The following is an 18,446-nucleotide window of genomic DNA, read 5'->3' as shown; positions in this document are numbered from 1 at the left end:
CCCGACTGGCGGCACTGCTGGCCGAGCTCGACGACGCCGACACCCGCGCGGCCGTCACCGCCGAGCGTGCCCTGCTCGCCGAACTGGAGGCGGGTTGCTCCGCGCCAGTGGGGGCGATCGCCGAGGTGGTCGAATCCATTGACGAGGACGGCCGTGTCTTCGAAGAGCTGTCGCTGCGAAGCTGCGTGGCGGCGCTGGACGGATCCGACGTGATCCGCGCGTCCGGCATCGGCAGTCCGGATCGGGCACGAGAGCTCGGGCTCTCGGTGGCCGCCGAGCTGTTCGCGCTGGGCGCACGGGAACTCATGTCGGCTGCGCGGTGAGACCACCCGCACGAGGAAGTTGAGTGGGAGAGACACAGATGACGACGCGAGGGCGTAAGCCGAGGCCCGGCCGCATCATGTTCGTGGGCTCGGGTCCAGGCGACCCGGCTCTGCTGACGACGCGGGCCGCGACGGTGCTGGCAAATGCCCCCCTGGTGTTCATTGACCCTGACGTGCCCGAGCCGGTGCTCGCGCTGATCGGCAAGGACTTGCCGCCGGTGTCCGGGCCTGCGCCGGCCGAGCCGAGTGGCCAGTCGGAGAGCGCAGCGCCCGAGGGGCCCGGCACCGACGAACAGCCCGCCGCGGTGGTGTCGGTCGGACCCGACATCCGGCCGGCCTTGGGCGATCCCGCCGACGTGGCCAAAACGCTGGTCGCCGAGGCCCGTGCCGGGACCGACGTGGTGCGCTTGGTCGCCGACGACCCGCTATCGGTGGACGCGGTGATCACCGAGGTAAACGCCGTCGCCCGCAGCCACCTGCACTTCGAGATCGTGCCCGGCCTGGCCGCCAGCTGCGCGGTGCCGACCTACGCCGGGTTGCCGCTGGGCTCGTCGCACACCGTTGCCGACGTGCGCGGTGACGTGGACTGGGGAGCGCTGGCCGCCGCCCCGGGCCCGTTGATTTTGCACGCGACGTCCTCGCACGTGGCTGACGCGGCGCGCACGCTGATCGAGTACGGGCTCGCCGACACCACCCCGTGTGTGGTGACGTCGTCGGGAACCACCTGCGCGCAGCGCTCGGTGGAGTCCACGCTGGGCGGGCTGACCGATTCGTCGGTAGTCGTCGGCGCCGACCCCGCTGCGCCGTCACCGGTAGTCGTGACGATCGGCAAGACGGTGCAGAACCGGGCCAAGCTGAACTGGTGGGAGAGTCGCGCACTGTACGGCTGGACTGTGTTGGTGCCGCGGACCAAGGACCAGGCCGGTGAGATGAGCGAGCGGTTGACCGCGCACGGCGCGCTGCCGATCGAGGTGCCGACCATCGCCGTCGAGCCGCCGCGCAGCCCCGCGCAGATGGAGCGCGCGGTCAAGGGTCTGGTCGACGGCCGCTACCAGTGGGTGGTGTTCACCTCCACCAACGCGGTGCGCGCGGTGTGGGAGAAATTCGGCGAGTTCGGCCTGGACGCCCGCGCATTCTCCGGGGTGAAGATCGCCTGCGTCGGCGAATCGACCGCCGACCGGGTCCGCGCGTTTGGCATCAGCCCCGAGCTGGTGCCCTCCGGTGAGCAGTCGTCGCTGGGCCTGCTTGACGAATTCCCACCGTACGACAGCATTTTCGACCCGGTGAACCGGGTGCTGCTGCCGCGCGCCGACATCGCTACCGAGACGTTGGCCGAGGGCCTGCGCGAACGTGGCTGGGAGATCGAGGACGTCACCGCCTACCGGACGGTGCGAGCGGCGCCGCCGCCGGCCGCCACCCGGGAAATGATCAAGACCGGTGGTTTCGACGCGGTGTGTTTCACTTCCAGCTCGACGGTGCGCAACTTGGTCGGCATCGCGGGCAAGCCGCACGCGCGCACGATCGTCGCCTGCATCGGCCCCAAGACGGCCGAGACCGCCGCCGAATTCGGTTTGCGGGTCGACGTGCAACCCGAGACCGCCGCGGTGGGCCCGCTGATTGAGGCACTGGCCGAGCACGCCGCCCGACTGCGCGCCGAGGGCGCGCTGCCGCCGCCGCGTAAGAAGAGCCGCAGGCGCTAGTGGCCGTGGTGATCGCAAGCGCGGCGAAGCCGGGCGCGGCGGGTCGCCACTCATGAGCTACCCTCGGCAACGCCCGCGTCGGCTCCGCTCGACGCCGGCGCTGCGCCGGTTGGTGGCGCAAACATCGCTGGAGCCAAGGCATCTGGTGTTGCCGATGTTCGTCGCCGACGGTATCGACGAACCGCGGCCGATCGCATCGATGCCGGGCGTGATGCAACACACCCGGGACTCGTTGCGTACCGCCGCCGCCGAGGCGGTGGCCGCCGGGGTGGGCGGGCTGATGCTCTTCGGCGTGCCCCGCGATGAGGACAAGGACGCAGCCGGGTCGGCGGGCTCCGATCCCGACGGCATCCTCAACGTCGCGTTGCGCGATCTGGCCAAGGACTTGGGCGATGCCACCGTGCTGATGGCCGACACCTGCCTGGACGAATTCACCGACCACGGGCACTGCGGTGTGCTGGACGAGCGCGGCCGCGTCGACAATGACGCTACTCTGAAGAGGTATGTGGAACTGGCTGTGGCACAGGCGGATTCGGGTGCCCATGTGGTAGGTCCCAGTGGCATGATGGACGGCCAGGTGGGGGCGATCCGCGATGGCCTGGACGCCGCAGGCCACGCGGACGTGGTGATTTTGGCCTACGCCGCCAAATTCGCCTCGGCGTTCTACGGCCCGTTCCGCGAGGCCGTGAGCTCGAGCCTGTCCGGGGACCGGCGCACCTACCAGCAGGAGCCGGGCAATGCCCGCGAAGCGCTGCGTGAGGTGCGGCTGGATCTCGACGAGGGCGCCGACATCATCATGGTCAAACCCGCGATGGCCTACCTCGACGTGGTGGCGGCCGCGGCCGCAATCTCGCCGGTACCGGTGGCCGCCTACCAGGTGTCGGGGGAGTACGCGATGATCCGCGCAGCGGCCGCCAACGGCTGGGTCGACGGGCGCGCCGCCGCGCTGGAATCTCTGACCGGTATCCGACGGGCCGGGGCCGACATCGTGCTGACGTATTGGGCCGCCGAGGCGGCGGCCTGGCTATCGTGACGAGTCCCGTCCCGCCGCGGCCGCCGGAGCCGCAGATCCGGCCCGTCGACGTCGACACCGGCTTTTGGTTGTGGATGGTGGCGTTGCCGCTGATGGTGGTCGGCTACATCGCCGACATGGTCGGGTCATCGGCCGGTCGCGGATCGGCGCTGCTGTACGTCGCATCAGGTCTTTTCACCACGGTGTTGTGCGCGATCGTGGTGACCTTCCTGATCCTGATGCGGGCCGGTTACCGCTGGGCCCGAACCGTGTTGACCGGCGGTGGCATAGCCACCGTCGTCTACGTCGGGACCAGGCTGTTCACCGTGAACTGGCCACCGATGTTCGCGCTGATCTGCGGGGTTGCCGGCATCGTCGGTTCGGTGCTGATCGCCGGGGGGATGTTTTTGCTGCACCGCAGTGACGCCCAGGCGTACTTCACCAGGTGAGCCGCCAGGAGGACCCCCAGGTGGTTTGGCGTCGGGCGCAGCGGGGGATGATGTTTCGATGACCGCAGGTACGGAGACCAAGTCGGCTCCGCTCTTTCGCGAAGCCGGTGCCAGCTGGTACTGGGTGCTGGTCGGCCCGGTGTCCGCCGCGCTCATGCTGTACCTCGAGAAATCCAACGGTTACGGCTGGCAGCTTTCGGTCCCGCTGCTCTTTCTCGTGCTGGTGACCAGTTTCATTGCGCTGCAAGTCAAGGCGGCGCGCATCCACACTTCGGTGGAACTGACCAGTCAGACGCTGCGGCAAGGCACCGAAACCATCAAGGTGGCCGAGATCGTGAAGGTCTACCCGCAAGCCGACCATCCGCTGGCATCCGAAAAGGAGCTGGAGCGTTGGCAATCGGCACGTGCCCTCGGTGAGCTGGTCGGGGTGCCCCGCGGCCGCACCGGCATCGGTCTGCGACTCACCGGCGGCCGCACCGCGCAAGCGTGGGCGCGTCGACACCGTCACCTGCGAGCCGTGCTGACGCCACTGGTCGAGGAGCGCGTCGGACCCGACGGTGCACCGCCCGAGCCGCAGGACGACGACGGCGACGACGACGCCGGATCACGCTGGTGATGGCCCGATTTCGGGCCTTCATCGAACTCGCCCTGGCCTGCGTCGCGGTGATCGGCTGCGCGATCAGCTGGTCGGAAGTGCGCTCCACCGTGGCCGTCGCACCCGTCGCCCACGGCCAGCCGGTAACGATGTCGGTGGTTTATGACCCTCCGCTGCTGCTGTTGGCGCTGTTACTGGCCGCGGCGGCCGGGATGCTGACGGTGGTCGGCGTGGCCAGGCTGCGACGGGTACGCCGGCACTCGACGGCCTGACCCGTTGATGCGCCAGCCTTAGGAGGCCAGCCAGGCCAGCTCGTCGGGCAGGTGCTGGCGCCAGAACTCCGCGTCGTGGCCGCCCGGGTAGAACCCGCCGGCCGGCTGCCTGGGCAGCTGGTTGACGAATTCCCGGGTGGCGAAGTAGAAGCCGTCGCCGGTCCCGCAGTCCACCCGCAGCGGAATCGACGTCAGCTCCGCGGCGTTGATCGTGGAGTTCTTCCGGAAGTCATCGAGGCCGTCGAAGGCATCGTGCGGCGCTCCCCAATACGACAGGTAGAGCGCAGGGCTGATTGCGCTGATCGCGAAGGTCCGGGCCGCGCCCAGTCGAGAGGCCAGCCGCATCGCCCCGTACCCGCCCATCGACCAGCCCATGAACGCCACCCGCGAGGTGTCGAGACCCTTGCCGGCAAGCATCGGGATCAGCTCGTTGAGCACCATCGCGCCGGAGTCTTCGCCGGAGGCCCGCGGCCGCCAGTAGCCATTGCCGCCGTCGACGCTGACCACCGCGATCGACGATTTGCCCGTGGTGGCCAGTTTGGCCAGGGCGTCCTCGACACCGAGGCTCATCACCCCGGCGGCATCGCTGTCCAACCCGTGCAGCGCGATCACCGTGCGCAACGGGCCGGTCTGGCCCGGCGGACGGGCGATGATCCACCTGGTGTTCCGTCCGCCGCGCGCGGCGGAGATGAATGAGCCCTCCTCGCGGGTCGGCAGCGGACTGCTCAGCGGAGCGGGCGTGGCCCGGGTCGGATCCGGCAGCGCTCCCAGCGCCCAGAGACCCGCGGCACCGGCACCGATGGCGCCCAGGCGCAGCGCGGACCGGCGGGTCATTGAATTCACCAGCGAATCGTGCCAAGCCAACGGGCGCTGAGCGGCAACGGTCCGACAACAGTCCGGCAACAACGCCTGGCGACCGGCCTGGCGCCCCCTGCAGTTGGTACAAAGTGCGAAATGTGTAACACTGTCCCACATGACTCAGCTGACCGAGCCGTCTCCGACCACTAGGACGACCAGGTCTTCTGACGCCCTGCCGCTGGGGCCGCAATCGTTGGTGTGGCGGTACTTCGGTGACAACCGGATGTTCTTGATCGGCCCGCGGCCTGCCGTGCTGCAGAACATGCTCGCCGAACTCGGGCAGGGCGTCCTGGACCACTCGGTGTTCTTCAGCGACACTGCGGCGCGTGTCAAACGCTCGCTGCCGCCGATCTTCATGACCGTCTACGGCTCAGACGGCGATCACCCCGGCCAGCGGGTGCGTGATTTTCATCACGGAATTAAGGGCGAAATGCCCAGCGGCGCGCGGTATCACGCGTTGGACCCGGATACTTACTACTGGGCGCACGCCACCTTCGTCGAGCAGGTGCTGTACTTCGCCGACACCTTCGTCAAACGCCTCACCGACGAGGAGAAGCAGCAGATCTACCTCGAGTCCAAGACCTGGTATCGCCGCTACGGTGTTAGCGACCGGCCGATGCCTGCCGACTACAACGAGTTCGAGCGGTACTGGGATCACATGCTCGACCACGTCATGATCGCCCATCCGACCGCGAAATACGGTGTCGGATACGTGACTAAAGGGTTCCCGTGCCCCAAGGGTGTGCCGTCGCTGGTGTGGCGCTTGGTCTCGCCGGCGTTCAATCCGGTCGCGGCGTTTTTGACCACCGGTGGCCTGCCGCCGCGGGCGCGCACCCTGCTCGGTCTGCCCTGGAGCGACCGGCAGGAGCGCCGCTACCAGCGTTTCGCCGCAGTGTGGCGGTCGCGGCCGGTCAACTGGCTACGGGATCATCTTCCGATGCGGCTGCGCTACAACAGGTTTGCCCAGGCCGGCTATGTCAACGGATGATCCCGCCACCCGTGCCATCCTCGACGCCGCCGTCGTCGAGTTCGAACAGCACGGCTTCCGCCGTGTCGCGCTCGACGACGTAGCCCGCCGCGCGCGGGTCAGCCGCACCACCATCTACCGGCGGTTTGCCGGACGCGACGAATTGGTTGCCGCCGTCATCGACCGCGAAAACGCGGTGCTTTTCGCCGATATCGCCAACGAATTGAAAAGCCGCCGGCCGCAATCGAATTACTATGTCGAGGCGTTCACGCTGTCGATCATGCGATTCCGGCAACACCGCGTGCTGACCCGGATGCTCGCTGACGAGCCCGGCCTGATGATCGAGTTGGCGGACCAGCACTGGGATGCCGCGGTCGAGCGGATGGCGGGCGCATTGCGCATCATCTTCCCCGACGGCTTTGCCGAGCGGATCGGCAACCCGGCAATTGACGAACTCGCGGAAACCATCCTGCGCTATGCGGCGATGCTGCTGTTGTTGCCCAGCCGCAAGCCCCTGGCTAGCGCCGACGATATTCGCGCGTTCGCTACCGAGCACTTCCTGCCCAGCCTGCCTGCCGCGTTGCGCGCCGTACCCGTGTGAATCGAGCGGGACGGCGCTTACAGGTGTTAGCGTCCCGTCATGGTGCAGATGCACGGGGGGCCCGCGTGAGCACCACGTCGCCGCTGCGCCGCGGGCTCTCGCAACGGCAGCTGAACATGATCGCGCTCGGCGGCGTAATCGGTGCCGGCCTGTTCGTGGGATCCGGCGTCGTCATCGGCGAGACGGGACCCGGCGCGTTCATCACCTACGCGGTGTGTGGGGTGCTGGTCGTTCTGGTGATGCGGATGCTCGGGGAGATGGCCACCGCGAACCCGTCGACCGGTTCGTTCGCCGACTACGCCCGGCAAGCCCTGGGCGGCTGGGCGGGCTTCTCGGTGGGATGGCTGTATTGGTACTTCTGGGTCGTCGTGGTCGGCTTCGAGGCCATCGCAGGCGGTGCCGTCCTGTCCTACTGGATCAACGCGCCGCTGTGGCTGCTGTCGCTGATCCTGATGGTGGGGATGACGGCGACAAACCCGTTCTCGGTCGCTGCATTCGGTGAGTTCGAATTCTGGTTCGCCGGAATCAAAGTCGCCGCGATCGTCGTCTTTTTGGCTCTCGGCTCGCTGTTTGTTCTGGGAGCCTGGCCGCGGCACGGTATCGACTTCAGCAACCTGACCTCACATGGCGGATTCTTTCCGCACGGCGTCGGCACGGTCTTCGGTGCCGTCTCGGTAGTCATCTCCGCGATGGTCGGCGCCGAAGTGGCCACCATCGCGGCCGCCGAAACCGCTGATCCCGAGCGGGCGGTTGCGCGCGCGACCAAATCGGTGGTCGTGCGGATCGTGATCTTCTACGTGGGATCGGTGTTCCTGCTGGCGGTGATCGTGCCGTGGAACGCACACCAACCGGGAACCTCGCCCTACGTTGCGGCGCTGCAGGAGATGGGGATTCCCGCCGCGGGTCACCTCATGAATGCGGTGGTGCTCACCGCGGTGCTGTCGTGTCTGAACTCGGGCCTCTACACCGCGTCGCGGATGCTGTTCGTGCTGGCCGCCCGGCACGAAGCTCCGGTGGAGTTGGTCAAAGTCGGTAAACGCGGGGTGCCCTACGTTGCCATTCTGTGTTCGTCGGTAGTGGGCTTTTTGTGTGTGGTCATGGCGTGGGTCGCGCCCGGTGCCGTGTTCGTCTTCCTGCTGAAATCATCGGGCGCCCTGGTGCTTTCGGTGTATCTGTTGATTGCGCTTTCTCAGATCGTGTTGCGTCGCCGGACGCCGCCGGAGCGGCTGCGCGTGAAGATGTGGTTCTTCCCGGGACTGTCGGTGCTCACTACGGTCGCGATCGTCGGCGTGCTGGTGCTAATGGCATTCGACCCGAGGGCTCGTGTCGAGTTGTGGCTGGGCCTGCTGTCCTGGGCGGTGGTTTTGGCGCTGTACTTCGTGCCCAGGTGGCGGCGTGGGCCCGCCAAGCTCGAGCCGGCAATGCCGCCGACCGGCAAGGCTACCCGCGTCCTGGTGCTGGCCAACAAAAACGTTTCCACGAGTGAGCTTTTCGACGTAGTGCGCCGCGTCGACGCCCGGCAGCGCGCCGATTACTTCATCTGCGTTCCGGTGAACCCGGTCGACACCGGGCAAGCCGAGCGCACCGGCCCGGTGTTCGTTCTGGACGCCACGGTCACAGCGGCGCAAGAACGGCTCGACGCCATTCTGACCGCGATGCGCGACATCGGTCTGTCCGCAGCCGGAGAGCTCGGCGACTACCGGCCGTTGCGAGCGTTGAACGCTGCGGTGCAACGCTTTCAGCCCGATCAACTGGTGATCGCCGAAGCTCGCGCATCGTGGCTGCGGCTCGGGCTGGTCGACAAAGCACGTGCCGCGTATCCGATCCCGGTTACCCACGTGGTACCTCGCCGGCAGACAGCGGATTTGGCTGCCGCGCCGATGCAGGCGACCTGACTTCGGCGTTGATGAGCGCCACACCGCAACTGCGCCAAGGTTTGTCGCAACGACAGCTGATGATGATCGCCATCGGCGGAATCATCGGCGCCGGATTTTTCGTGGGATCCGGCGTCGTCATCGGTAAAACCGGCCCCGCCGCATTCCTGACCTACGCGCTCTGCGGTGTGCTGATCATCCTCCTGATGCGGATGCTCGGTGAGATGGCCACCGCGAACCCCACGACGGGATCATTCGCCGAGTACGCCCGGCAGGCCCTGGGCGGCTGGGCGGGGTTCTCGGTCGGCTGGCTGTATTGGTACTACTGGGTGATCGTTGTCGGTTTCGAGGCGGTTGCCGGGGCGAAAGTCATCACGTACTGGTTCCACGCGCCACTATGGCTGCTGTCGCTGCTTTTGATGGTGTTGATGACGGTGACGAACTTGTTCTCGGTCGCATCCTATGGCGAATTCGAATTCTGGTTCGCCGGAATCAAAGTCGCGACCATCGTGCTTTTCCTGGTTCTCGGCATGATGTACGCATCGGGGCTGTGGCCCCATCGTCACGCGGATTTTTCCAACCTGCACTCTCATGGCGGGTTCTTCCCGAACGGTGTGCATGGGGTCTTCGCCGCAATCGTGGTCGTGATCTTCTCGATGGTCGGTGCGGAGGTCGCGACCATCGCTGCCGCGGAAACTCCGGATCCGCAGCGTGCGGTCCAGCGAGCGACGAACGCGGTGGCCGCCCGCATCGCGATTTTCTATGTGGGCTCAGTCTTCTTGCTCGTGGTGATATTGCCGTGGAACTCCGTGCAGGCTGGCTCTTCGCCGTATGTGGCCGCGTTGAAGCAGATGGGAATCCCGGGTGCCGATCATCTGATGAATGCGGTGGTGCTCACCGCGGTGCTGTCGTGTCTGAACTCCGGGCTCTACAGTGCGTCTCGGGTGTTGTTCGTGCTCGCCGGTCAGCGAGAGGCGCCGGCCCAGATGGTCAAAGTCAGCCGACGCGGGGTCCCTTACATCGCGATCGTGTGCTCGTCGGTGGTTGGTTTTCTGTGCGTCATCATGGCGGGGGTGGCTCCGGGCACAGTGTTCCTTTTCCTGCTCAACTCGTCGGGCGCCATCGTGCTGTTCGTCTACTTGTTGATCGCACTGTCGCAGATCGTTTTGCGCCTCAAGACGCCGCCGGAGAAGTTGCGGGTCAAGATGTGGTTCTTCCCGGTGCTCTCGATCCTGGCGGTAGCCGGGATCGTCGGCGTGCTAGTGCAAATGGCGTTCGACAGCTCCGCCCGTGTCCAGTTTTGGCTGAGTCTGCTGTCCTGGGCCGTGGTGGTCGTGCTGTACTTCGTTAGCAAACGTGTTGTCGCCCAAGCTAACCCACCGCCGTAGCGTAGAGAGTTGCGCGATTAGTTGGTCTTTGTCAGCAGAACCGCCTGCTCGAAGGGCATCCTGGCGAAGAGCCGCCGCGACGCGCCGCTGACGTGCGGCGCCGCCTCAGCCTTGGTGACGGTCCGCGGATTGCTGACGCCGAAGGTCTTGGCATGGCGGTGCATCCGCCCGCCGCCAGCCGCGTTGAGGTTCTTCAGCCAGTCACGGTCCGGGCCGTACGTCAACAGGATCGCCACGCCCGGCTTTCCGTCGACTTCGGCGTTGAACACTGTCAACGGGGTGCGGTACGGCTTGCCGGAGCGCCGGCCGACGTGCTCGAGAATGCCGAACGATGGGGCCCAACCGGCCCACATCCGCTGAATGGGGTTGGTGACGTGTCGGTTGAATCGGGCGAGCCGTTGCGGTAGTTGCATACCGCCATCAAACTCTTTCGGCATGGCCTACCTCAAGCCGCCGTGGTTCACCGTCAGGGTCTTCAACCGGATCGCGATGGCCACCGGCATCAGCAACAGCGAAACCCTCACCGTCACCAAGCGGGGCAGCAGAGGGCCGCAGCACATTCCCGTCGTCACGGTCGACGTCGGCGGCACCCGGTATCTGGTGTCCACCCGCGGCGAGTCGCAGTAGGTGAAAAACGTGCGGGCGCATCCGGACCGTCACGGTCACCAACAAGTCCGGCGCCGCGACCTACGTCGCGCGCGAAACACCGACCTCGCAGCGCCAGCCGATCCTGACCGCCTACCAGCAAAAGGCGGGTCGGGCCGTGGACGGCTACTTTCGCAAATTGCCCGATCCGGCCGACCACCCGGTGTTTGCGCTCACCGCGTCGGCGTGACGGGCAAAAGCCTGCGCGACAGCCGGGCCAGCCGCGACGGGGCCGGATTCCACGGCTGCCGGTCACCCGCAGGCCAGGCGTAGCAGGGCGTTTGGCCCGACAGCAGCTGCCGGAGGCCCGGCGTGTCCAGCTCGGTGGCCGACCAGGCGTAGAGGCGGTCGACCCGGGGTGAGATGACGCCGACGTCGAGCAGATGGCCTACTCCGTGTTCGAGCTGCGCGTACGGCGCGATGTCGTCGCCGAGCGGATAGCGGTCGGGCAGCACTTGCGAAAGTGACAGGAAGATGCTGGTCATGCCCAGCCGTGGATCGCCGAGGACCCGGCCGGCGGGAGCCAGCCAGCCCAGTGCCAGTCGCGGCGCGGCGACGATCGCGTGGGTGTACAGCACCCGGACCAGCACCAGGTTGATGAAGAACCGTTCGATTCGGCCTTCGCGCGCCGCCAGATGCTCATGCTCGAGGTAGGCGCCGACCACGCTCATGTTGTGCGCCCGGTACCAGCTCGCGGCGCTGGGACGTCGAATGAACTCCCGCCACGCGGCGACCGTGGGCGAGCTGGGCGGCCCGGGATGACCGAAGGCCAGCGCGCGGGCTTCGGCGCCGGCGTAGAGGAGGCGCTCGTTGATCGCCCGCCACCATGGGCTGCCCGGCCTGGGCGAGTCGATCGGGTTGAGCAGTCCTCGCCGTAGTTGCCATCGCATGAAGGCCGACGCTGCCTGCCGGAACGGCAGATAGCCGCGGTCCACGTCTGGTGGGACGCGGTACTGGCTGCGCATCAGCGCCAGCCGCCCGTCCGGGTCGTCTCGGACGGCAGCGACACTGGCGACCGCGACCGCACGGGCCGATTGGGAGGTCACCCGTCGATTGTTCCAATGCCAGGGGGTCGTCTAGCGCAAGAGGGCGGTGAGCAAATGGTTGAGCCATGCCCGCGCCCGCGTCTAATCTTCCGAGGGTGGCACCGGCTCACCGTGAGGAAACACCGCGAATGGGCCGCCGTCTGTATATTGGTCGACCGATAAGATGAGTGTTTCCGCAGGGCTGTTTAGATCATCGACATATTGATGGCGTGGCCCTTCTGTGTCGACCAGTGGCTCGATCAAATTGAGCATCTCAACCAGTTTCGCATCATCGAAACGCCACACAACAGTCTGCGATCCCAGTTCGATGTCAGCTGCACCGTCTTGTCGCGCGACGTGATGCTTAATTGCGTCGAATTCGAAGCTCGCCGCACCGTCCTCATGTGCGGATCGCACCGCGGATTGAAATACGCGCATTCCATCCCGATCCGCACCTACGAGAACCACATCCTCGCCACAGTCAAAATCTGAGAAAAAACCGACACGAAAGATGGCCAAGTCCGTCCCTGGAGTCTTATGCACGCTCGGTGCCGGCCTGCTCCGTCGGGAGCGACGGCGGCGATGGCTTGACCTGAAGAGCACCTGGGTCGGGGCCGGCTTCGCTGCCCAAAGCGGTCGATCTCTGCGAATCTACACGGGGTGGCACCGGCAAACCGTGAGGAAACGCCGCGAACGGGCCGCCGCTTACGTATTCATCAACAGATAGCATCAGCGTTGCGTCTGGATCATTTAAGTCATCGAAGTAATTATGAGCCGGCTTTATGATATCGACCAGTGGCTCGATCAAATTGAGCATCTCTGCCAGTTTCGCATCATCGAGCCGCCACACAACACTCTGCGATCCCAGTTCGATATCAGCTGCACCGTCTTGCCGCACGACGTGATGCTTAATTGCGTCGAATTCGAAGCTCGCCGCCCCGTCCTCATGTGCCGATCGCACCGCGGATTGAAACATGCGCATTCCATCTCGATCCGCACCTACGAGAACCACATCATCACCCCAAAGAAAATCTGGAAAAAACCCGACACGAAAGATAGTCATTCTCACTCCTTCCGGGGTAGAAGATCGCCTAGGCTCGGGCAACCGGCGATGGTACTGCCGCGATGGTACTGACGAATGCGTCGCGGACGGCGATACTGAGTTCGCTGATGTCATTGTGCAGGCCAGCTTGGTGTCTTATGCACGCTCGGTGTCGGTCTGCTCCGTCGGGGGCGACGGTGGCGACGGCTTGACCTGAAGAGCACCTAGGTCGGGGCCGGCTTCGCTGCCCAATGCGGTCGATGTCTGCGACTGTGTGGGGAGCGGTGGCACCGGCATACCTTGAGGAAACTCGGCGAAGGGACCGCCGTCTACATACTCATCAACCGACATCATGAGCGTTGCGTCAGGACTATTTAGGTCATCAAAATAATTGTGAGCGGAGTGTCCGACATTAATCAACCCCGCCGCCATATTCAGGATCTCCGCGAGTTTTGTCTCATCGAATCGCCAGACAACAGTTGGAGACCCTAGTTCGATATCAGCCGCACCATTTTGGCGCAGTATCCGGTGCTGAATTCCGTGGAGTTCGACGGCCCCTTCACCGTCTTCATGCGCTGATCGCACAGCGGACTCGAACACGCGCATCCCATCCCGATCCGCACCTACGAGAACCACGTCATCCCACTTGAAGTCTGGAAAAAAGCCGACACGAAAGATAGGCACTTTACTCCCTTGCGAAGGTGAAAGATCTCCTGTTCCCGGGAAACCGGCGGCACGGACGTTCCGCTCTGGTGCTGCCGTCATGGTACTGACGAATGCGTCCGGGACGGCGTCACTGAGGTCGGCGGTGTCATTGTGGTTGGTAGGATGGGGTCAATTCTGTTCGAGAATTAAGGAAAGCCAGGCCAAAATTCCCGCGATCCCGGTTAGCCCCGTCGCTGTGCCCGCTTTCGCGGCGTCGTCGTGTGAGATCGGTGGCAAGTTAATGATTGGCCCTCCCGGTGGTGGCGTGTATATCGGAGCCGGCGCGGCCGGCGGGTCTGGCATGTCCATCGGAGGGAACTGTGGCGCCGGCGAACCTGGCATTTCTTTGTGCGGCGGAAGTCCCCCTATAGGAATGTTTTCCCACTCGGGGTTGTTCCGGTCGTGCGGGTTGTAGTCCCAATGCGGATTACGGTATTCGTCACCCGGAAAATACCGCCACTCACCACCGTTTTCGTCCCAGAGACTCTTGCCGCCAAAACGCCGTGCTCTAGATTGACTGGCTGGTCCCGGCGTCAGCTTTCCCGGAATGGGAGGGCGAACACCCTCGGGAGGCAGATCTGGGTGGGGCCGGGGTGGTGGTGGCGGTGGCGGGGGGTCTTCCTTCCAAGACTTGTTGTCGACGAGTTGAATCCCGTTGTTTTTCTGCGTCGATGGTGTGGTCGCGATGCCGGTGGGCTCGTCGAAGCTGAATTCGCCGATGTTGCCGGCGGCGGCGGTGATTTTGGTGGCGATCTCCTGGTTGCTGGTGACCAGCAACGCGGCCCGATGGCGGATTTGGCCGGCCAGGGCTTGGGCCTCGGCCTGCCGAGCGGCCCGTGTTGCGGCGCCGCCGCCGGTTTGGCGATCGGTGACCGACAGGTTTTCTGTTGGGCTGAAACCAGCTTGCTCGGCGTCGGCAACGGCATCCAACGCCCACTCTTTGGCACCGATTTGTTGGGCAAACCCGTAACGGGCAGCTGTCGCCGCCTCCCGAATCTGCCAGGCAGGGCCGCGGACCTTCACCAAATCAAGCCCGGCGCGCTCCAACGCGGCCTCGCGGCCCTGCCCTTGCCAGTCGGTCTCGGCAAGACGCTGGTAGTTCTGCTCGTAGGCGGTCTCCCACCGCTCCGCCTCGGCCTCCCAGTAATCAGCCGCCTGACTCAGGTGCTCGGTGTCCCAGTTCCGTATTTGCGACAGGGTCGGCAGCGGGGTGCCCACGTCCATCTACACCCCCTGGAGGCCCACCAGTTGGAGCTTGACCGCTGATTCGGCCTCGTTCTGGAGATAGCGGGCATCCGCCTCAGCAACCCTCATCCCGGTAGCCGCCGTCCGCGCCGAAAGCGCCGCTCGCGTCATTGCCGTACCGGCGTGCACCGCCTGCACCGCAGCCGCGCTGGGCTGAAACGACTGCCCCGCACCGGTTGACGTGTCGCCGGTCAGCCTCCCTGCTGACGCCTGGTAGTAGGCCGCCGTGGCCCGAACGTCATCGGCGCTGACTCGCAACTTGCCCACGTGGGCAACCTAACCGAACAGCGGCGCCGGGACACTTCACCTTGGTGTGGCCCGTGAGGTTGAGGGGGTAGGGCAACAACTACACCCTGTAGTGAAGCCGGTCGCAGCAGCTGGGACACTAGAGGACGTGCATACCGACGCCTCGGCGAAGCTATTCGACGACGCATGCGCGGTCATTCCGGGCGGGGTGAACTCACCGGTGCGGGCCTTCAAGGCAGTCGGCGGCACCCCCCGCTTCATCACCGAAGCCCACGGCTGCTGGCTCACCGACGCCGACGGCAACCGCTACGTCGACCTGGTCTGCTCGTGGGGACCGATGATTTTGGGCCACGCCCACCCGTCGGTGGTGGGCGCCGTCGCCAAGGCCGCCACCACCGGGTTGTCGTTCGGAGCGCCGACACCCGCCGAAACCGAACTGGCCGCAGAGATCATCGACCGGGTGCCACCGGTGGAGCGGATACGTCTGGTCAACTCCGGCACCGAGGCCACCATGAGCGCGGTGCGACTGGCCCGCGGCTTTACCGGCCGCGCCAAGGTCGTCAAGTTCTCCGGCTGCTACCACGGCCACGTCGACGCCTTGCTCGCCGACGCCGGCTCCGGGGTCGCCACGCTGGGCCTGCCGTCGTCACCCGGCGTCACCGGCGCCAGCGCGGCCGACACGATTGTGTTGCCGTACAACGACATTGACGCAGTGCAGCAGAGTTTCGCCCGGTTCGGTGACCAGATCGCCGCGGTGATCACCGAGGCCAGCCCCGGCAACATGGGCGTTGTCCCGCCCGCGCCGGGTTACAACGCGGCGCTGCGCGAGATCACCGCCGCGCACGGCGCGCTGCTCATCGTCGACGAGGTGATGACCGGGTTTCGGGTCAGCCGAAGCGGTTGGTACGGAATCGATCCGGTGAACGCCGACCTGTTCACCTTCGGCAAGGTGATGAGCGGCGGGCTGCCTGCTGCGGCGTTCGGCGGGCGCGCTGAGGTGATGGAACGGCTGGCGCCGTTGGGGCCGGTGTATCAGGCCGGCACGCTGTCCGGCAATCCGGTGGCGATGGCCGCCGGGCTGGCGACGTTGCGGGCTGCTGACGACGCGGTATATGCGGCGCTGGATGTCAACGCCGACCGGCTGGCCGGCCTGCTCTCCGAGGCTCTGACGGATGCTGGTGTGCCGCATCAGATTCCGCGGGCCAGCAATATGCTCAGCGTGTTCTTCGGCGAGGCGCCGGTAACCGATTTCGCGTCCGCGCGGGCCAGCGAGACGTGGCGCTTCCCGTCCTTCTTTCACGCCCTGCTGGACGGCGGTGTCTACCCGCCGTGCAGTGCTTTCGAGGCGTGGTTCGTCTCGGCGGCGCTCGACGATGCTGCCTTCGCCCGGATCGCCGAGGGGCTGCCCGCGGCCGCCGCCGCAGCCAAGGAGAGCAAGCCCTAATGGCCGAACAGACCCGAATCCACCTGGTGCGCCACGGCGAGGTGTACAACCCCAAGCGTGTGCTGTATGGCAGGCTGCCCGGATTCCGCCTGTCCGACAAGGGAATCCGACAAGCCCAAGCGGTGGCCAATGCGCTGGCCGATCGCGACATCGTCGCGGTCATCGCCTCGCCGCTACAGCGGGCGCAGGAGACCGCCGCGCCCATTGCCGCCCGTCACGACCTGACGGTGGACACCGACCCCGACCTGATCGAGTCGGCAAACTTCTTCGAAGGCAAGCGGTTAGGCCCCGGCGACGGCGCCTGGCGCGACCCACGGTTCTGGTGGCAGCTGCGCAACCCGTTCACCCCGTCCTGGGGTGAGCCGTACAAACAGGTCGCGGCCCGGATGACGACCGCAGTGGACAAGGCCCGCGCGCGGGCCGCCGGTCACGAGGCGGTGTGCGTCAGCCACCAGCTGCCGGTGTGGACCGAGCGGCTGTACCTGACCGGCAAGCGGCTCTGGCACGATCCACGGCGCCGCCAGTGCGCGGTCGCGTCGGTGACGTCCCTGGTGTACGACGGCGAGCGGCTGGTCGACGTGCTGTACAGCGAGCCGGCGGGCGGCTGACCATGCGGCGGCTGGCGTTCGTCGCGACCGCGGTGGCCGGGCTGCTGGTCGGCTGCTCCAGCGGCGACGACGCGGTCGCTCAGGGCGGCACCTTCGAATTCGTCGCTCCCGGCGGCAAAACCGACATCTACTACGACCCGCCCGACCACCGCGGTCGACCCGGACCGGTCGCCGGCCCCGAGCTGACGGACCCGTCGCGCACCGTGTCGGTCGACGACCCCGCCGGCCCCTTTGCCGGCAAGGTCGTCGTCATCAATGTCTGGGGCCAGTGGTGCGGCCCGTGCCGAGCCGAGGTCACCCAGCTGCAGCACGTGTACAACGCCACCCGCGCCGACGGTGTCACGCTGCTGGGCATCGACGTCCGCGACAACAACCGGCAAGCGGCCCAGGACTTCGTCAAAGACCGCAACGTGACGTTCCCGTCGATCTACGACCCGGCGATGCGCACCATGATCGCGTTCGGCGGCAAATACCCCACCACCGTCATCCCGTCCACCCTGGTGCTTGACCGCAGCCACCGGGTCGCGGCGGTCTTCCTGCGTGAACTGCTCGCCGAGGACCTGCAGCCGGTGGTGCAACGAATCGCGTCTGAACCCGCCGAGCAGCCGGCACCACCGAGAGCGCAATGACCGGCTTCACCGAAATCGCCTCTGCCGGGCCAATATTGGTGGCGTTGGCGGTGTGCCTGCTGGCCGGGCTGGTGTCGTTCGCGTCGCCGTGCGTGGTGCCGCTGGTCCCGGGCTATCTGTCGTATCTGGCCGCGGTGGTCGGTGTCGACGAGCAGCCGCAGCCCGGTGCACTCAAGGCACCACCCGCGGCGCGGTGGCGGGTCGCCGGGTCGGCGGCGTTGTTCGTCGCCGGGTTCACCCTGGTGTTCCTGCTTGGCACGGTCGCCGTGCTGGGCATGACCACCACGTTGATCACCGATCAGCTGGTGTTGCAGCGGCTAGGCGGCGCGCTGACCATCGTGATGGGCCTGGTGTTCGTGGGATACGTTCCGGCGCTGCAGCGTCAGGTTCGGTTCGCGCCGCGGCAGTTGTCGACGGTGGCCGGAGCGCCGCTGCTGGGTGCGGTGTTCGCACTGGGCTGGACACCGTGTCTGGGGCCGACGCTGACCGGGGTGATCACCGTCGCTTCTGCTACCGACGGGGCGAGTGTGGCCCGCGGGATCGTGTTGACGATTGCCTACTGCCTGGGCTTGGGCATCCCGTTCGTTTTGTTGGCGTTCGGATCGGCGTCCGCGGTCGCCGGCCTCGACTGGCTGCGCCGGCACACCAGAGCGCTGCAGATTTTCGGCGGCGTGCTGCTGATCGTCGTCGGCGTCGCGCTGGTCAGCGGTGTGTGGAACGAGTTCATATCCTGGCTGCGCGACGCGTTCGTCTCCGACGTGAGGTTGCCGATTTGACCCGGCTTTTGGCCCTGACCCGCAACACCTGGCGCGCGCTGA

Annotated in this window: 21 protein-coding genes and 2 pseudogenes; 15 read left to right on the top strand and 8 right to left on the bottom strand. The window is 66.3% G+C overall.

Going from position 1 to position 18,446, the window contains the following annotated elements:
- The 6 genes and pseudogenes from ACLQI9_RS29625 to ACLQI9_RS29600 all read left to right on the top strand — a co-directional run.
- Positions 1-346: pseudogene (locus ACLQI9_RS29625) on the top strand (hydroxymethylbilane synthase); the annotation flags it as partial.
- A 15-nt stretch (positions 347-361) separates the two neighbouring features.
- On the top strand, positions 362-2,023 hold the full coding sequence (locus ACLQI9_RS29620) for a uroporphyrinogen-III synthase (protein WP_442392617.1): 1,662 nt from the start codon (positions 362-364) through the stop codon (positions 2,021-2,023).
- A 52-nt stretch (positions 2,024-2,075) separates the two neighbouring features.
- A complete protein-coding gene (gene hemB, locus ACLQI9_RS29615) occupies positions 2,076-3,056 on the top strand; it encodes a porphobilinogen synthase (protein ID WP_442392616.1) in 981 nt (326 codons plus the stop codon).
- Entirely contained in the window at positions 3,053-3,484 is a 432-nt protein-coding gene (locus tag ACLQI9_RS29610; protein WP_442392613.1) for a hypothetical protein, read from the top strand. Before hemB ends, ACLQI9_RS29610 begins: the two co-directional genes overlap by 4 nt.
- 58 nt (positions 3,485-3,542) lie before the next feature.
- On the top strand, positions 3,543-4,100 hold the full coding sequence (locus tag ACLQI9_RS29605) for a DUF3093 domain-containing protein (RefSeq protein ID WP_442392611.1): 558 nt from the start codon (positions 3,543-3,545) through the stop codon (positions 4,098-4,100).
- Entirely contained in the window at positions 4,097-4,351 is a 255-nt protein-coding gene (locus ACLQI9_RS29600; protein ID WP_442392609.1) for a hypothetical protein, read from the top strand. The genes ACLQI9_RS29605 and ACLQI9_RS29600 overlap by 4 nt, the downstream gene beginning before the upstream one ends.
- Positions 4,352-4,369: 18 nt before the next feature.
- Here the strand turns inward: ACLQI9_RS29600 and ACLQI9_RS29595 are convergent, their stop codons facing one another.
- Positions 4,370-5,185, bottom strand: coding sequence for an alpha/beta hydrolase (locus ACLQI9_RS29595; protein WP_442392631.1), 816 nt, complete (start codon positions 5,183-5,185; stop codon positions 4,370-4,372).
- 139 nt (positions 5,186-5,324) lie between these two features.
- Here ACLQI9_RS29595 and ACLQI9_RS29590 point away from each other — a divergent pair, with 139 nt between their 5' ends.
- The 4 genes from ACLQI9_RS29590 (at position 5,325) to ACLQI9_RS29575 (ending at position 10,039) form a co-directional block, all read left to right on the top strand.
- Positions 5,325-6,197 carry an oxygenase MpaB family protein gene (locus ACLQI9_RS29590; protein WP_442392607.1) on the top strand — a complete coding sequence of 291 codons (873 nt, stop codon included), beginning with the start codon at positions 5,325-5,327 and terminating at the stop codon, positions 6,195-6,197.
- Positions 6,184-6,777: a helix-turn-helix domain-containing protein gene (locus ACLQI9_RS29585; protein ID WP_442392605.1), complete on the top strand. Its 594-nt coding sequence runs from the start codon at positions 6,184-6,186 to the stop codon at positions 6,775-6,777. The genes ACLQI9_RS29590 and ACLQI9_RS29585 overlap by 14 nt, the downstream gene beginning before the upstream one ends.
- 65 nt (positions 6,778-6,842) lie before the next feature.
- The gene (locus tag ACLQI9_RS29580) at positions 6,843-8,672 is read left to right on the top strand and encodes an amino acid permease (protein ID WP_442392603.1); all 1,830 of its coding nucleotides are present in this window, start codon (positions 6,843-6,845) and stop codon (positions 8,670-8,672) included.
- 11 nt (positions 8,673-8,683) lie between these two features.
- Entirely contained in the window at positions 8,684-10,039 is a 1,356-nt protein-coding gene (locus tag ACLQI9_RS29575; RefSeq protein WP_442392601.1) for an amino acid permease, read from the top strand.
- 17 nt (positions 10,040-10,056) lie between these two features.
- Here the strand turns inward: ACLQI9_RS29575 and ACLQI9_RS29570 are convergent, their stop codons facing one another.
- Positions 10,057-10,452: a nitroreductase family deazaflavin-dependent oxidoreductase gene (locus tag ACLQI9_RS29570; RefSeq protein WP_442392629.1), complete on the bottom strand. Its 396-nt coding sequence runs from the start codon at positions 10,450-10,452 to the stop codon at positions 10,057-10,059.
- A 22-nt stretch (positions 10,453-10,474) separates the two neighbouring features.
- Here ACLQI9_RS29570 and ACLQI9_RS29565 point away from each other — a divergent pair.
- Positions 10,475-10,874 (top strand): annotated as a pseudogene (locus ACLQI9_RS29565) (nitroreductase/quinone reductase family protein).
- On the opposite strand, the gene ACLQI9_RS29560 reads toward ACLQI9_RS29565, so the two are convergent.
- From ACLQI9_RS29560 to ACLQI9_RS29535, 6 genes are all read right to left on the bottom strand, one after another.
- Positions 10,858-11,730, bottom strand: a complete 873-nt coding sequence (locus ACLQI9_RS29560; protein ID WP_442392599.1) for a hypothetical protein — start codon at positions 11,728-11,730, stop codon at positions 10,858-10,860. The pseudogene ACLQI9_RS29565 and the gene ACLQI9_RS29560 overlap by 17 nt on opposite strands.
- Positions 11,731-11,811: 81 nt before the next feature.
- The gene (locus tag ACLQI9_RS29555; RefSeq protein WP_442392598.1) at positions 11,812-12,228 is read right to left on the bottom strand and encodes a hypothetical protein; all 417 of its coding nucleotides are present in this window, start codon (positions 12,226-12,228) and stop codon (positions 11,812-11,814) included.
- Between the two features lie 16 nt (positions 12,229-12,244).
- Complete coding sequence (locus ACLQI9_RS29550; protein ID WP_442392596.1) at positions 12,245-12,772, bottom strand: hypothetical protein; 528 nt, start codon at positions 12,770-12,772, stop codon at positions 12,245-12,247.
- A gap of 135 nt (positions 12,773-12,907) precedes the next feature.
- Positions 12,908-13,435 carry a hypothetical protein gene (locus ACLQI9_RS29545; RefSeq protein WP_442392594.1) on the bottom strand — a complete coding sequence of 176 codons (528 nt, stop codon included), beginning with the start codon at positions 13,433-13,435 and terminating at the stop codon, positions 12,908-12,910.
- 150 nt (positions 13,436-13,585) lie between these two features.
- Positions 13,586-14,680, bottom strand: a complete 1,095-nt coding sequence (locus ACLQI9_RS29540) for a hypothetical protein (protein ID WP_442392592.1) — start codon at positions 14,678-14,680, stop codon at positions 13,586-13,588.
- On the bottom strand, positions 14,681-14,968 hold the full coding sequence (locus tag ACLQI9_RS29535; protein ID WP_442392590.1) for a hypothetical protein: 288 nt from the start codon (positions 14,966-14,968) through the stop codon (positions 14,681-14,683). It abuts the gene before it with no gap.
- Positions 14,969-15,095: 127 nt separating this feature from the next.
- Here ACLQI9_RS29535 and hemL point away from each other — a divergent pair, with 127 nt between their 5' ends.
- Genes hemL through ACLQI9_RS29515 form a run of 4 tightly spaced genes read left to right on the top strand, consistent with a single transcriptional unit; the run spans position 15,096 to position 18,404 of the window.
- A complete protein-coding gene (hemL, locus tag ACLQI9_RS29530; protein ID WP_442392588.1) occupies positions 15,096-16,391 on the top strand; it encodes a glutamate-1-semialdehyde 2,1-aminomutase in 1,296 nt (431 codons plus the stop codon).
- Complete coding sequence (locus ACLQI9_RS29525) at positions 16,391-16,999, top strand: histidine phosphatase family protein (protein WP_442392586.1); 609 nt, start codon at positions 16,391-16,393, stop codon at positions 16,997-16,999. Before hemL ends, ACLQI9_RS29525 begins: the two co-directional genes overlap by 1 nt.
- Positions 17,000-17,001: 2 nt before the next feature.
- Positions 17,002-17,628: a TlpA disulfide reductase family protein gene (locus tag ACLQI9_RS29520; RefSeq protein ID WP_442392584.1), complete on the top strand. Its 627-nt coding sequence runs from the start codon at positions 17,002-17,004 to the stop codon at positions 17,626-17,628.
- Complete coding sequence (locus tag ACLQI9_RS29515) at positions 17,625-18,404, top strand: cytochrome c biogenesis CcdA family protein (protein ID WP_442392582.1); 780 nt, start codon at positions 17,625-17,627, stop codon at positions 18,402-18,404. The genes ACLQI9_RS29520 and ACLQI9_RS29515 overlap by 4 nt, the downstream gene beginning before the upstream one ends.
- The last annotated feature ends 42 nt before the right edge of the window (positions 18,405-18,446 follow it).

The organism is Mycobacterium sp. (assembly GCF_052143115.1).
Taxonomy (GTDB): domain Bacteria; phylum Actinomycetota; class Actinomycetes; order Mycobacteriales; family Mycobacteriaceae; genus Mycobacterium.
Note: the sequence above shows the minus strand (reverse complement) of the source record. Positions and strands in the feature narration are given on the sequence as shown.

What these genes read in the sequence shown, in the direction of transcription:
- ACLQI9_RS29550 (WP_442392596.1), bottom strand. Translation starts at nt 12,772, where the DNA reads ATGACTATCTTTCGTGTCGGGTTTTTTCCAGATTTTCTTTGGGGTGAT.
- ACLQI9_RS29540 (WP_442392592.1), bottom strand. Translation starts at nt 14,680, where the DNA reads ATGGACGTGGGCACCCCGCTGCCGACCCTGTCGCAAATACGGAACTGG.
- ACLQI9_RS29525 (WP_442392586.1), top strand. Translation starts at nt 16,391, where the DNA reads ATGGCCGAACAGACCCGAATCCACCTGGTGCGCCACGGCGAGGTGTAC.
- ACLQI9_RS29575 (WP_442392601.1), top strand. Translation starts at nt 8,684, where the DNA reads ATGAGCGCCACACCGCAACTGCGCCAAGGTTTGTCGCAACGACAGCTG.
- ACLQI9_RS29520 (WP_442392584.1), top strand. Translation starts at nt 17,002, where the DNA reads ATGCGGCGGCTGGCGTTCGTCGCGACCGCGGTGGCCGGGCTGCTGGTC.
- hemB (WP_442392616.1), top strand. Translation starts at nt 2,076, where the DNA reads ATGAGCTACCCTCGGCAACGCCCGCGTCGGCTCCGCTCGACGCCGGCG.
- ACLQI9_RS29605 (WP_442392611.1), top strand. Translation starts at nt 3,543, where the DNA reads ATGACCGCAGGTACGGAGACCAAGTCGGCTCCGCTCTTTCGCGAAGCC.
- ACLQI9_RS29620 (WP_442392617.1), top strand. Translation starts at nt 362, where the DNA reads ATGACGACGCGAGGGCGTAAGCCGAGGCCCGGCCGCATCATGTTCGTG.
- ACLQI9_RS29515 (WP_442392582.1), top strand. Translation starts at nt 17,625, where the DNA reads ATGACCGGCTTCACCGAAATCGCCTCTGCCGGGCCAATATTGGTGGCG.
- ACLQI9_RS29590 (WP_442392607.1), top strand. Translation starts at nt 5,325, where the DNA reads ATGACTCAGCTGACCGAGCCGTCTCCGACCACTAGGACGACCAGGTCT.
- ACLQI9_RS29595 (WP_442392631.1), bottom strand. Translation starts at nt 5,185, where the DNA reads ATGACCCGCCGGTCCGCGCTGCGCCTGGGCGCCATCGGTGCCGGTGCC.
- ACLQI9_RS29570 (WP_442392629.1), bottom strand. Translation starts at nt 10,452, where the DNA reads ATGCAACTACCGCAACGGCTCGCCCGATTCAACCGACACGTCACCAAC.
- ACLQI9_RS29585 (WP_442392605.1), top strand. Translation starts at nt 6,184, where the DNA reads ATGTCAACGGATGATCCCGCCACCCGTGCCATCCTCGACGCCGCCGTC.